Here is a 12059-nt window from a genome sequence, read left to right as displayed (position 1 = left end):
GACCATGAAACTCAGCCTCGGCCCGATACTGTTCTACTGGGATCGGCAAAAGACCTTAGACTTCTACGCCGACATGGCCAGCCAGCCGCTGGATGTCATCTACCTGGGTGAAACCGTCTGCTCTAAACGCCGCAGCATGGGGCTCGACGACTGGATCGGCCTGGCCCGCGACCTGTCCGGCATCAGCAAGGCGCAGATTGTGCTGTCCGGGTTGACGCTGGTCGAAGCGGCGTCGGAGCTGTCTGCCTTGCGACGCTTGTGCGACAACGGCGAGCTGCTGGTCGAGGCCAACGATATGGGCGCTGTGCATTACCTGTCCCAGAAGCGTTTGCCCTTCGTGGGCGGCCCGGCGCTCAACCTTTATAACGGCCATGCCCTGGCGCAGCTGGTCGAAAGCGGCATGTGCCGCTGGGTACCGCCGGTGGAAATGTCCGGCGGGATGATCCGCAGCGCGCGCGACCAGCTCGAGCGGCTCGACGCTGCGGTGCCGGAAATCGAAATCTTCGCTTACGGCCATCTGCCGCTGGCCTATTCGGCGCGCTGCTTTACCGCACGCGCCGAGAACCGCCCCAAGGACGATTGCCAGTTCTGCTGCCAGAACTACCCCGAGGGCATCCCACTGCTCAGTCAGGAAGGCGAGGCGCTATTCACCATCAATGGCATCCAGACCCTGTCCGCATCGGTCAGCAACCTGCTCGCCGACTACCCCGCGCTGCAGGCCAGCGGCGCTGAGCTGCTGCGGTTGAGCCCGCGTGCGGCGGGCATGGCCGAAGTGATCGCCGCTTTCGACGCGGTCCGCAACGGCGCGTTGCCACCGCTCGCGGTGGAAGGCTGCAACGGCTACTGGCATGGCCAACCCGGCATGCTGCGTGCGGAGGAGGCCGGCCTGTGCTGAACCCCCGTGAGCATTTGTTGAAAGTGGGCGAGCGGCTATTGCCGTTGGCCGCCCGTACACCCTTCGCTCTGCAGCGCCTGGCACTCGAACGCAGCCTCAACCAGCTGTTCGCCGAGCCCCTGGCCGATGATGCCTTCGAGGCGCTCGAAGGCCACTGGCTGCGCCTCGAAGTGGCGGACCTGAAGCTGGCCTGGTGCCTGACCTGTGAGCGACAGCGTCTGCGGGTCGCCGAGCAGACGCCGGTCGCGGTGACCATTCGCGGCAACTGGCGCGAGTTCCTGCTGTTGGCCAGCCGCCAGGAAGACCCGGATACGCTGTTCTTCCGCCGCCGCCTGGTGATCGAAGGGGACACCGAGCTGGGCCTGGCGATCAAGAACCTGATCGACAGCCTCGACCCCGACCTGCTGCCGCCCTGGCTGTGGGCGCTGCTGCAATGCGCCGGCGCGGGTGTCGCCGAGGCGGGGCGGGCACAGCCGGCGCCCGGCTGATCACACCGGGCGCAACGGCTGGCGCGCCTGCATGCGGTCGCTGGCGATGATCCGGCGCATGTCCTCGAACAGCGCGTCGGCTTCGGCCTGGCTGCAGTCCTCTCGGTAGCGCTTGCGCAGCCCGTAGCGGCTCAAGGTGATGTGCACGTTCGCCGTGACGCCGTGTTGTGCCAGGCAGGCGCGGGCGCAGTGCAGCGGGCAACCGTCGATGGCGAGGATGGCGCGCCCGGAGTTGGCCTTGTTGACCAGTGAACCGACCCGCCCGCCAACCCCGGCGATGCACGACATCTCCGCCAGCCCGGCGCGGTCGAGGCGCACCGCGAGCGTGTTGGCCAGCTGCGCCACGTTGGAGCAGCCGGAGCAGGAATAGACCAGCGGGAGGTGGGTGGCACTGGGCATCATCATTCTCCGGTCGGTGCGAGGGAAGAGGGGTGGGCGAAATCACTCCTGATAGGCGGCCAGGCCCTGACTGTCGAGAATCTCGATGCGCCGGCGCTGCACGCTGATCATTCCCGACTCGATCAGCCGGTGCAGGATGCGCGAGAAGGTCTCCGGCTGGATGCCAAGCTTGGAGGCGATCAGCCGTTTTGGTACATCCAGGGTCACCACGCCGCTGTCGTCTTCCTGCGACTGGTAGAGGAAGCGCACCACCCGATGGCTGGCGTTGGCCAGCGTCAGGGTGTCGATCTCGTTCATGCGTTGATGCAGGCGGATGCTCAGGGTGGCGAGGATGTCCAGGCAGATGCTCGGGTGCTCCTCAAGCATGCGCCGGTAGTGTGGCCCATGCAGGCTCGCCACCAGGCTCGCTTTGAGCGCCGTGGCGCTGACCGGGTAGTGCGGCGTGCCGGTGAACAGCAGCGCTTCGGCGAAGGATTCGCGCGGACGGATGATTTCCACGAGCTTCTCCTGCCCGTCGCACACCACGCGGTGCAGCTTCACCTGGCCGCTGAACAGGAAATAGAAGCGCTCGGCGCGGTCGCCCTGGTGAAACAGCGCGGCGCCAGCGGGCACGCGCTTGAGGTTGGCCGACATGCAGACTTCCTGCAGCGCGGCCTCCGGCAAGCGGCTGAACAGGTGGTGTCGGCGCAACTCCGCAACGAGTGAAGGTTCGGTGAGCATGGTTCCTCCGCTGCGCGCGTCCGGGATGGTTCGAGCCTGCATCCTAAGAGCCGCCAGGCGCCGGTTTCCTTGATCGCGGACAAGATCGCCGGCCGCGACGGCGCGACCTCACGTTCGTGAAAACAGCCTCCTCGACTTGACGATGGTCAATTCATCGCAGCGCTCGATCTCCTACATTGCACCGCATCTTGTGTGTTTTATTTATCTGGTATCAACATATTGTGGTGGAGGTTGTGATGGACGGGCTCGCCGAGGGGCAACGACCGGTATCGTTACGCAAGCGCGACGGCCGGCTGCTGGCATTCGAACCGGGCAAGATCGAGCGGGCTATCACCGCCGCTGGCCTGGCGACCGGTGAGTTCGATGCCGCGATTGCATGCGCGCTGGTCGACCAGGTGTTGCGGCGGTTGCCATCGCGCATCGTTGAAGTGGAGCGCGTGCAGGACACCGTCGAACGGGTGCTCATGGAGGCGGGCCACTACGACACGGCACGCGCCTACATCCTCTACCGCGAGTGCCACGGGCGGTTGCGGCGCGATCGCAAGTCGCTGGTCGATGTCGCCGCTTCGATGAACGAATACCTGTCGCGCGAGGACTGGCGCGTGCGCGCCAACGCCAACCAGGGCTATTCGCTGGGTGGCTTGATCCTCAACGTGGCCGGCAAGGTGACGGCCAACTACTGGCTGGACGAGGTCTACAGCCCGGATATCGGCACCGCGCACCGCGAGGGCGACCTGCACATCCATGACTTGGACATGCTTGCCGGCTATTGCGCCGGCTGGTCGCTACGCTCGTTGCTCAACGAAGGCTTCAACGGCATCCCCGGGCGGGTCGAGGCGGGGCCGCCAAAGCACCTTTCCAGCGCGCTGGGGCAGATGGTCAATTTTCTCGGCACCTTGCAGAACGAGTGGGCCGGCGCCCAGGCGTTCAGCAGTTTCGATACCTACCTTGCGCCGTTCGTGCGTAAGGACGGTTTGGGCTACGACGAGGTGCGCCAGGCAATCCAGGAGTTCATCTACAACCTCAACGTGCCGTCGCGCTGGGGCACGCAGACGCCCTTTACCAACCTGACCTTCGACTGGGTCTGCCCCGAAGACTTGCGCGAGCAGATTCCCTACATCGGCGGCGAGGAGATGCCCTTCGCTTACGGTGAACTCGAGGCCGAGATGGCGTTGATCAACCGCGCCTACATCGAGGTGATGATGGCCGGCGATGGGCTCGGGCGGGTGTTCACCTTCCCAATTCCGACCTACAACATCACGCATGACTTCCCCTGGGATAGCGACAACGCCGAGCGGCTGTTCGAAATGACCGCGCGCTACGGTCTGCCGTACTTCCAGAACTTCCTCAACTCGGACATGAAGCCCAACCAGGTGCGCTCGATGTGCTGCCGCCTGCAGCTCGACGTACGTGAGCTGCTCAAGCGCGGCGGCGGCCTGTTCGGTTCGGCCGAGCAAACCGGCTCGCTGGGTGTGGTGACGGTCAATTGTGCGCGGCTGGGCTACCTGCACGCCGGCGATTGGGGCGGGCTGATCGACCATCTCGATGCGTTGTTGGAGCTGGCGCGACAGAGCCTTGAGGTCAAGCGCAAAGTCATTCAGCACCACATGGATGCCGGGCTGTATCCCTATACGAAGCGATACCTGGGCACGCTGCGCAATCACTTCTCAACCATCGGTGTGAACGGCCTGCACGAGATGGTGCGCAACTTCACCGAGGATGCCGCTGGGCTGCATACCGAGGCGGGGCGGCGCCTGGCGGTCGACCTGCTCGATCACGTGCGGGCGCGGCTAGTCCAGTTCCAGGAGGAGACCGGCCATCTTTATAACCTCGAGGCGACGCCAGCCGAGGGCACCACTTACCGCTTCGCCAAGGAAGACCGCAAACGCTTCCCGGACATCCTCCAGGCCGGTTCGGCGGCGGCGCCGTACTACACCAATTCGTCGCAATTGCCGGTGGGTTTCACGGATGACCCGTTCGAAGCCCTGCTGCTGCAGGACGAACTGCAATGCAAGTACACCGGCGGCACCGTGTTGCACCTGTATATGGCCGAGCAGATTTCCTCAGCGCAGGCCTGCAAGAACCTGGTCCGCACGGCGCTTGGCCGGTTCCGCCTGCCTTACTTGACGGTCACTCCGACGTTCTCGATCTGCCCGGTGCATGGCTATCTCGCCGGCGAGCACGAGTTCTGCCCGAAGTGCGACGAGGCGTTGATCGCCAAGCAAGAGGGCTGCTGCGCCTGAGCGCGCAGCGACTGCGGCCCAGTCGTTGCGCATTCCGGCGTAAGTGCAACCGGACCAACCTGTAGGAGCCAGCTTGCTGGCGATCACCGTTGCTGATGCGTCAACTGGCGCATCGGCCTGAACGGTGGAGGGACCTCGTTCGCAAAAGGGGTCGCCTCCGCATTCGCGAGCAAGCTCGCTCCTACAACAAATCGTTTTCACCACTGAAGGAGCGACACATGACCCAGTCCACTCAACTACCCGAAGCCCAACGCCAGCGCTGCGAAGTCTGGACCCGTGTGATGGGCTATCACCGTCCCGTTACGGCATTCAACCCGGGCAAACAGTCCGAGCACCGCGAGCGGAGGCACTTTACCGAGCAGGCGGCGGGGCTGGCTCGATAAGATGGGCGCTGCGCTCCGTGTCGGGGGGCTGGTGCCCCTGACCACGCTCGACTTCCCCGATCACCTGGCGTGCGTATTGTTCTGCCAAGGTTGTGGCTGGCGCTGCCGCTATTGCCACAACCCGCAGCTGATCCCGACGTGCGGCGCCGAGGAGCGCAGTTGGGGCAACATCCTCAGCTTCCTCGACCAGCGTGTCGGCTTGCTCGAAGCAGTCGTGTTCAGCGGCGGCGAGCCGACCTTGCAGCTGGCGTTGCCGGAGGCCATCGCCGAGGTACGCGCCAAGGGCTTCAAGGTTGGCCTGCACAGTGCCGGCATCAAACCGAAGCTGTTCCGCCAGGTATTGCCGCTGGTGGATTGGGTAGGCTTCGACGTCAAAGCCTTGCCTGAGCATGGTCGGCTTATCACGGGCGTCGAGGGCAGTGGCGTCGCGAACTGGAACAGTCTCGAAGCGCTCGTTAAAAGCGGTGTCGACTACGAATGCCGGACCACCGTGCACTGGCAGCTGTTCGATGCTGAGCGATTATGGGAAATGGCCCAGCGCCTGCGTCGGCTGGGCGTGGAGCGTTTCGCCGTGCAATGCGTTCGCACCGCCCGAATGCTCGACGACACGCTCGCCGACAGCCGCGCGCCATACGATCAGCAAAAGCTGTGGGATCGCATGGGCCGGCTGTTTCCGTCGTTCGTACTGCGGGGCTGACGCCCGCGCTCCGAAAGGTCGTTTTTTAAGCTGACTGTGGCTACGAGCCGGGCGCTGCGTGGCTACGGGTCGCAAGCAGAGCTTGCTCCTACATAGAGCGTGGTGCAGTGGTGGAGGCCGTTGCTCGTGTAGGAGCGGCCTCTGGCCGCGACCTGGGGTCTGCGCGGCTGCGGGTCGCAAGCAGAGCTTGCTCCTACATAGAGCGTGGTGCAGTGGTGGAGGCCGTTGCTCGTGTAGGAGCGGCCTTTGGGCGCGACCCGGGTTTGCGTGGCTGCGGTCGCAAGCAGAGCTTGCTCCTACAGAAAAGCATGGTGCGGTAATCGACGCCGCTGCTCTTGTAGAAGTGGCCTCTGGCCGCGATCCGGGATTTGCTTAGCTGCGGTCGCAAGCAGAGCTTGCTCCTACAGAAAAGCGTGGTGCAGTAATGGACGCCGTTGCTCTTGTAGGAGTGGCCTCTGGCCGCGACCCGGGGGCTCCGCGTGGCTGCGGTCGCCAGCAGAGCTTGCTCCTACAGAAAAGCATGGTGCAGTAATCGACGCCGTTGCTCGTGTAGGAGCGGCCTCTGGCCGCGACCCGGGATTTGCGTGGCTGCGGGTCGCAAGCAGAGCTTGCTCCTACAGAAAAGCGTGGTGCAGTGGTGGAGGCCGTTGCTCTTGTAGGAGTGGCCTCTGCCGCGACCCGGGGTTTGCGTGGCTGCGGTCGCAAGCAGAGCTTGCTCCTACAGAAAAGCGTGGTGCAGTAATGGACGCCGTTGCTCTTGTAGGAGCGGCCTCTGGCCGCGACCCGGGGCTCCGCGTAGCTGCGGTCGCAAGCAGAGCTTGCTCCTACAGGTGCGGGCTGGGGCTGGGGTTCTGCGGCAAGAGGGGCTTCAGTCCACCATCGAGTGAGAGCGAATCAGCTCCAGCCCCAGAACTGCAGGTACCAACCGTACCCGACCACCGCCGTTGCCAGGCAGACGCAGGCGAACGCCATCAGGCGGCGCAGCCCGTTAGCGCCATGACGTGTGATCACCTTCCATGCCAGCGTCAGGCTCCAGCCAATCGCACCGGCCAGCAGCAGGGCGCGTGTCGGTTGCGCCCAGGCGAGGATGAAGCCTTCGTAGCGCAGCAGCTTGATAGTGGTCGCCGACAGGCCCAGGAAAAGCCCGGCCCCGCCCAGCGGCGTGAACGACAACGCCAGATGATGAAACACGTTATCGCCCCGGTTCATCAGCCGCACGGCACCTTGCAGCAGGAGCCACAGCGCGCCGCCGATCACCAACGCGCTGGCGCCGATGTAGGTGAGAATCGCCGCGCCATCGAGCCAGGTGAAGGCATCGTTGTTCTGCGGGTAATGGGTCAACAGCCACCAGGGCGCATTGGCCTCCAGTGGCCAGAAGATGTCACGGTCGACCAGCCACTCGGCGGCGGTCTGCTTGAGCGTGATGAACCACGGGCTGACCGTCCACTGGAACGCACCCATGGCGAGCCCGATCATGCCGAACAGCAGCAACGTGCTGTCCCAGTGACCGTGCTGCGCCTGGTTGCCGACGATAAGGATTTCCTCGTTTGGCGAGCGAGCGGCGAGGGCGACGGCGCCGCGCTGGCCGCTGCAGCGTCCGCAGGCATGGCATTCGCTGTTGCCCTGCATGCGGCGGATGTCGATCAGTGGAGCACAGTTGGGTGTGGCGAGCTTCGGTGCCTGGTTGGCTTGCCAGCGCTCCTCGTCGACCTTGTAGTGCATCGGTGCCAGACGCGCCAGCAGGCCGAACACGCCACTGACCGGGCAAAGATGCCGGCACCAGACCCGCTTGCCGCGACCGTAGAGAAAGCCGACGAGCATCGCCGCCACCGTCGAGCCGCCGAGAATCAGCGCCGCGGCGCGGCCATAATCGTAAACGCTGATCAGCTGGCCATAGATGGTTGTCAGCACGAAGGCGACCGTCGGCCAGCCGCTCCAGCGAATCCATTGCGGGGTCCGCTTGTTCAGCCCGCGCCAGCTGATCCACTCACTGAGCGAACCTTCCGGGCAGAGCACACCGCACCAGAGCCGCCCGAACAAGACCATCGACAGCAACACGAACGGCCACCAGAGCCCCCAGAACAGGAACTGGGCGAACACCGTGATGTTGTCGAGCATGCGCGCTTCGGAGGGCGGCAGCGAGAGGAACGCCGGCACCAGCAGCAACACCAGATAGAAACCCACGACCGCCCATTGAATCAGGCGGATGGTCTTTGCGTGCTGGCGTAACAGATCGCCCGCGCGCGCCAGCCAGGGAGCGGTGCTGATCATGCAGTGCGAGCCTCCAGACGGGCCTCCGACCGGGGGCGCAGCCAGAGCCAGACGGCGAGCCAGTACAGCCCCATCAGCACGACAGCGGCCGTCGACGGCATCGCGCGGTAGCCGGTCAATCCCGCGACAGTGCTGCCCAGGGTGCTGCCATCATCGAGCAGCGCGGAGGTATCCCACAGCGGATCGCCGAAAACGGTATAGAGCACTTCGGGCACGTTCATGCCCATCAACTGACCGCTGAAACGGTCGAGCCCGGCCATCAGCAGGGCGGCGCCGAGCAACAGCAGCAGGGCTTCGCTGACCTTGAAGAAACGTTTCCAGGAGAACAGTCGGCTGCCGGCCTGCAGGGCTGCGTAGCTGATCAAGGCCAGAGCGAAGCCGAGCACTCCGCCGGTAACGAAACCGGCCAGGCTGGTGCCCTCCTGCTGATGGCCGATGCCGTAGAGAAACACGACGGTCTCGCTGCCTTCGCGTGCCACGGCAAGCATCGCCAGCACCAGCAGGCCTACGCCGCTACCCTGGCTCAGGTGCGTGGCGGCGCTATCGACCAGGTTGCGCTTAAGGTCGCGCCCGTGGTGATGCATCCAGCCCACCATCTGCAGGATTAGCAACGCGGCGACTACCAGCATTGCGCACTGGAACCATTCGCCCGCGGGGCCGGCCAGCCAGTCGCCGGCGCTGAGGATGCCCCAGGCCAGCAGCGAAGCCAGGCCGAGCCCCGCCACCACGCCACCCCAGAGCATGCGCAGCGCGTGGCGGTTACCGGGTTGCTGGCTGAGCCAGGCGTGCAGGATGCCGATGACGAGCAATGCCTCGACGCTTTCGCGCCAGACAATGAACATTGATTGGCCCATGTCGCGTCTCCTGTGACGGTACTACTTGGCGATGATTTCCCCTTCCGGGAGGTCCATGTGGAACTCGTCGAAGAAGGGGTAGCGGCCGGGTTTGAGCGGGTGGATCACGACGAACGAGGTGACGCCGGGCGAAAGCACCTTTTCAACCCGTAGGGGCGTGCTTTCGAATTCGGTGGGGCCGCTGCCCGCGTTGATCACTACGATCTTGAAGCGTTGGCGAGCCGGTACCTCGATGGTCGCGGGTTCGAAATGGCCGTCGCGGATGGTCAGTTCATACGTCGGCAGCCCCGCCTGCGCACTGCCAGCAAAGCCGGCAGCGAGCAGGGCGAGGGCCGGGAACAGGATGCGTCGCATGCCGGCCTCCGGATCAATAACCGCCTTTCTTGCCGATACCGGCATAGGTGAACTCGTATTTCAGCTCGCAGGTCTTGAACCAAGGCGCGACGCCGGTTTCCTTGTCGACGTGGCGGCCGAACATGGCGTGATCACCGCCCGGTGGCGAGACGGTAAAGGTCAGCTGATACTTACCCGGGCCCATCAGCTTGACGTTGTCCCCGTAGTGCGGGCCGTCGTTGGCGACCATCGGGTGAAACTCGCCCTCGATCTTCTCGTCCGAGCCTTTCTTGCTTAGCGCGTAGTGGATGTTCAGGTAGGAAACGAAGCTGCCTTCCTGCCAGCCGTTAGGGTTGCCCTCGGTGGCGGCGATGTCGGCTTCCAAGTGAACGTCCGCCTTGGCGGCGTCGAGCATCATGCCGGCTGGCTCCATTTCCACCGGCTGCAGGTAGACGGCACCGACCTCCATGCCGCCGCACTGTTGCGGTTCACCGATGGGGTATTCCTTGGCTTGGGCGAGGGGAGCGAGCAGCAATGACGCGACGGCGAGTGTGACGGGGATACGCATGAAGCCTCCGAAACGGAAAACAAGGTGTGGTCAGAAGATTCGCACCTGCGATGTTTAACGATAATGATTCGCGTCAATTCTGAACGAAATACTTTGTTACGTGTAGCCAGGCCTGACCGCTAGCCGATATCTACGCACCGGTTGGATGCAGCATTGGCGCGGCTTGTGCGCATAGGGTGCGTTGTGTTGTCACAGGAAGGAGCCTCGCGGGACGCGCCTTCGGTAGATGGGCATGGCGCATCGCGATTAAGGCTGCGGTCGTGATCGATAGCGGCCTAACATAGGGCTTTCATTTCAGCTGGGGATATCCATGCCGCACACCGCCGTGCTGGACGCCCGAACTGCCCGGGTACTGCCTTGGCTAGTCGCGATCGCGTTCTTCATGCAGACCCTCGATGGCACCATCCTCAACACTGCACTTCCGGCCATGGCGCGTGACCTGGCCGAAGACCCACTGCGCATGCAAGGCGTGGTGATCGCATACATGCTCACCGTGGCGCTGCTGATTCTGGCATCTGGGTGGATCGCCGACCGCTTCGGCACCCGGCGTATCTTCTTTGCCGCCATTGCGCTGTTCACCCTGGGTTCGCTCTTCTGCGCCCTGAGCGCCACTTTCAACCAGCTCGTGATATCGCGAGTGGTCCAGGCAGTCGGCGGCGCACTCATGCTGCCGGTAGGGCGGCTGGTGGTTCTGCGGGCTTATCCGCGCAGTGAGTTCGTGCGGGTGATGACCTTCATCGCGCTGCCGGGGATGGTTGGCCCGCTGCTCGGCCCGACGCTAGGCGGCTGGCTGGTCGAGGTTGCCTCATGGCATTGGATATTCCTGATCAACCTGCCAGTTGGCCTGGTTGGCTGCCTTGCCGCACTGCGCTTCATGCCGGATCTCAAAAGCGAGGCGCGTACCCGCTTCGATACCCTGGGGTTTCTACTGTTTGGCGGCGCGATGGTGCTCATCACCATTTCGCTTGAAGGGCTTGGCGAGATGCAGATGCCGCATGCTCGCGTGCTCTTGCTGATGGTGATCGGCAGCGCCTGCCTGGCGGCGTACTGGCTGCGTGCTGGGCATGTCGAGACGCCGTTGTTCAGCCCCTCTCTGTTTCATACTCGCAGCTTCGCGGTCGGCATCTTCGGCAACCTGTTCGCGCGCCTGGGTAGCGGTGCGTTGCCATTCCTGCTGCCGCTGCTGCTGCAGGTCGCGCTGGGATACTCCCCGGCTGAGGCCGGCATGAGCATGATTCCGCTGGCTGCTGGTGCGATGTTGATCAAGCCGCTGGCCAAGCCACTGATCGACCGATTCGGTTACCGGCGCATCCTCGTCGTCAACACGCTACTGCTGGGCAGTCTGATCGCCAGTCTGGCAACCATAGACGGGCAGACGCCGAATGCTTTACTGCTTCTGCATCTGGGCCTGATCGGCATGGTCAATTCGATGCAGTTCACAGCGATGAATACCGTCACCCTGGTTGGCCTGAGCAACAGAGACGCCAGTAGCGGTAACAGCTTGCTGTCGGTGGTGGTGCAGTTGTCGATGAGCCTGGGAGTGGCATCAGCGGGTGCGCTGCTTGGGGGCTTCACAGTGCCGGGCGCCGAAGGGGAGGAGGTGCTGCAAGCGTTTCACCTGACGTTCCTGTGCATCGGCGCAATGGCGATGTTGGCCGCGACGCTGTTTTTCCAGCTGGACAGCAAGCGGGTCATGGCTGCCCGGCTGGTGGACGAAGAATGAACGGCGGCGGCCGACCTGCTCGTAAGCGAGATCAGCCGAGGCAGATCTCGGCTTCTTCTTCCTCTTCTTCGGGCATTTCGTCGGTGACGATGACGCGCGCGTGGTAATCGGTGTCTTCCTCCATGCGGAGGCCGAAATACCGCGTGTCATACGCATCCCAGAACGCCTCGACCTGCGCCATGGTGGCGGCCTCAAGGAGGACCTCCAGGCTATGTTCCAGGACGATCGTGTAGAGTTTTTCGGCAGACATGGTTGGCAGGCTCGTGCTCGATTCAGGGCAGCCACTGCGGTCGTGCAGCGGTGATGTCATTCTGACAGTCGGCGACCCGGATACGGTGCCCACTCATCGCCTGCTCCGTGTCATCCGCTGAACGGTTGGTTCGACCTGCTGTCTACGTCGCGCTGTCTTGAGCCGCTTTGGCCGTCTCGCTATGTAAGCTTTCATGACAGGTCAACGCAGCCTCGTATCTCACCCCTATCGGTGA

13 protein-coding genes are annotated in these 12059 nt (G+C 63.9%); 6 read left to right on the top strand and 7 right to left on the bottom strand.

What is annotated here, in order from left to right; genetic code table 11:
- Positions 1 to 4 precede the first annotated feature (4 nt).
- Together M1D78_RS16960 and ubiT are read left to right on the top strand one after the other, a co-directional pair.
- Positions 5 to 895 (top strand): U32 family peptidase, encoded by an 891-nt coding sequence (locus M1D78_RS16960; protein WP_437421154.1) that lies wholly within the window; start codon positions 5 to 7, stop codon positions 893 to 895.
- A complete protein-coding gene (ubiT, locus tag M1D78_RS16955; RefSeq protein ID WP_437421153.1) occupies positions 889 to 1383 on the top strand; it encodes a ubiquinone anaerobic biosynthesis accessory factor UbiT in 495 nt (164 codons plus the stop codon). The genes M1D78_RS16960 and ubiT overlap by 7 nt, the downstream gene beginning before the upstream one ends.
- Here ubiT and M1D78_RS16950 read toward each other — a convergent pair whose 3' ends face one another.
- Both M1D78_RS16950 and M1D78_RS16945 read right to left on the bottom strand, forming a co-directional pair.
- On the bottom strand, positions 1384 to 1782 hold the full coding sequence (locus tag M1D78_RS16950) for a putative zinc-binding protein (protein WP_243605934.1): 399 nt from the start codon (positions 1780 to 1782) through the stop codon (positions 1384 to 1386).
- Positions 1783 to 1824: 42 nt separating this feature from the next.
- On the bottom strand, positions 1825 to 2502 hold the full coding sequence (locus M1D78_RS16945; RefSeq protein WP_243605935.1) for a Crp/Fnr family transcriptional regulator: 678 nt from the start codon (positions 2500 to 2502) through the stop codon (positions 1825 to 1827).
- Between the two features lie 236 nt (positions 2503 to 2738).
- Between M1D78_RS16945 and M1D78_RS16940 the strand changes: the two genes are divergently transcribed.
- From M1D78_RS16940 to M1D78_RS16930, 3 genes are all read left to right on the top strand, one after another.
- Entirely contained in the window at positions 2739 to 4745 is a 2007-nt protein-coding gene (locus M1D78_RS16940; protein WP_437421152.1) for a ribonucleoside triphosphate reductase, read from the top strand.
- 218 nt (positions 4746 to 4963) lie between these two features.
- Positions 4964 to 5128 (top strand): anaerobic ribonucleoside-triphosphate reductase, encoded by a 165-nt coding sequence (nrdD, locus tag M1D78_RS16935; protein WP_437421151.1) that lies wholly within the window; start codon positions 4964 to 4966, stop codon positions 5126 to 5128.
- A gap of 1 nt (position 5129) precedes the next feature.
- The gene (locus tag M1D78_RS16930) at positions 5130 to 5825 is read left to right on the top strand and encodes an anaerobic ribonucleoside-triphosphate reductase activating protein (RefSeq protein ID WP_437421150.1); all 696 of its coding nucleotides are present in this window, start codon (positions 5130 to 5132) and stop codon (positions 5823 to 5825) included.
- 894 nt (positions 5826 to 6719) lie between these two features.
- On the opposite strand, the gene M1D78_RS16925 is transcribed toward M1D78_RS16930, so the two are convergent.
- The 4 genes from M1D78_RS16925 to M1D78_RS16910 are packed head-to-tail and all read right to left on the bottom strand — an operon-like array spanning position 6720 to position 9851.
- Positions 6720 to 8096 (bottom strand): 4Fe-4S binding protein, encoded by a 1377-nt coding sequence (locus M1D78_RS16925; RefSeq protein ID WP_437421149.1) that lies wholly within the window; start codon positions 8094 to 8096, stop codon positions 6720 to 6722.
- Positions 8093 to 8950 carry an FTR1 family iron permease gene (locus tag M1D78_RS16920; RefSeq protein ID WP_437421148.1) on the bottom strand — a complete coding sequence of 286 codons (858 nt, stop codon included), beginning with the start codon at positions 8948 to 8950 and terminating at the stop codon, positions 8093 to 8095. The genes M1D78_RS16925 and M1D78_RS16920 overlap by 4 nt, the downstream gene beginning before the upstream one ends.
- A 21-nt stretch (positions 8951 to 8971) precedes the next feature.
- Positions 8972 to 9304, bottom strand: a complete 333-nt coding sequence (locus M1D78_RS16915) for a cupredoxin domain-containing protein (RefSeq protein WP_437421147.1) — start codon at positions 9302 to 9304, stop codon at positions 8972 to 8974.
- 13 nt (positions 9305 to 9317) lie between these two features.
- Positions 9318 to 9851 carry an iron transporter gene (locus M1D78_RS16910; RefSeq protein WP_437421146.1) on the bottom strand — a complete coding sequence of 178 codons (534 nt, stop codon included), beginning with the start codon at positions 9849 to 9851 and terminating at the stop codon, positions 9318 to 9320.
- 310 nt (positions 9852 to 10161) lie between these two features.
- Here M1D78_RS16910 and mdtD point away from each other — a divergent pair, with 310 nt between their 5' ends.
- Positions 10162 to 11574: a multidrug transporter subunit MdtD gene (gene mdtD, locus M1D78_RS16905; protein WP_437421145.1), complete on the top strand. Its 1413-nt coding sequence runs from the start codon at positions 10162 to 10164 to the stop codon at positions 11572 to 11574.
- Positions 11575 to 11605: 31 nt separating this feature from the next.
- Here the strand turns inward: mdtD and M1D78_RS16900 are convergent, their stop codons facing one another.
- The gene (locus M1D78_RS16900) at positions 11606 to 11884 is read right to left on the bottom strand and encodes a hypothetical protein (protein ID WP_437421144.1); all 279 of its coding nucleotides are present in this window, start codon (positions 11882 to 11884) and stop codon (positions 11606 to 11608) included.
- Positions 11885 to 12059 lie beyond the last annotated feature (175 nt).

The sequence above is a fragment of the Pseudomonas sp. SA195 genome, assembly GCF_054131565.1.
Note: the sequence above shows the minus strand (reverse complement) of the source record. Positions and strands in the feature narration are given on the sequence as shown.

Bases quoted from the DNA above. Each gene is read 5' to 3' on its own strand.
- M1D78_RS16945 (WP_243605935.1), bottom strand. From the start codon at position 2,502: ATGCTCACCGAACCTTCACTCGTTGCGGAGTTGCGCCGACACCACCTG.
- M1D78_RS16920 (WP_437421148.1), bottom strand. From the start codon at position 8,950: ATGGGCCAATCAATGTTCATTGTCTGGCGCGAAAGCGTCGAGGCATTG.
- M1D78_RS16930 (WP_437421150.1), top strand. From the start codon at position 5,130: ATGGGCGCTGCGCTCCGTGTCGGGGGGCTGGTGCCCCTGACCACGCTC.
- M1D78_RS16960 (WP_437421154.1), top strand. From the start codon at position 5: ATGAAACTCAGCCTCGGCCCGATACTGTTCTACTGGGATCGGCAAAAG.
- M1D78_RS16950 (WP_243605934.1), bottom strand. From the start codon at position 1,782: ATGCCCAGTGCCACCCACCTCCCGCTGGTCTATTCCTGCTCCGGCTGC.
- mdtD (WP_437421145.1), top strand. From the start codon at position 10,162: ATGCCGCACACCGCCGTGCTGGACGCCCGAACTGCCCGGGTACTGCCT.
- M1D78_RS16925 (WP_437421149.1), bottom strand. From the start codon at position 8,096: ATGATCAGCACCGCTCCCTGGCTGGCGCGCGCGGGCGATCTGTTACGC.
- nrdD (WP_437421151.1), top strand. From the start codon at position 4,964: ATGACCCAGTCCACTCAACTACCCGAAGCCCAACGCCAGCGCTGCGAA.
- M1D78_RS16915 (WP_437421147.1), bottom strand. From the start codon at position 9,304: ATGCGACGCATCCTGTTCCCGGCCCTCGCCCTGCTCGCTGCCGGCTTT.
- M1D78_RS16910 (WP_437421146.1), bottom strand. From the start codon at position 9,851: ATGCGTATCCCCGTCACACTCGCCGTCGCGTCATTGCTGCTCGCTCCC.
- M1D78_RS16900 (WP_437421144.1), bottom strand. From the start codon at position 11,884: ATGACATCACCGCTGCACGACCGCAGTGGCTGCCCTGAATCGAGCACG.
- M1D78_RS16940 (WP_437421152.1), top strand. From the start codon at position 2,739: ATGGACGGGCTCGCCGAGGGGCAACGACCGGTATCGTTACGCAAGCGC.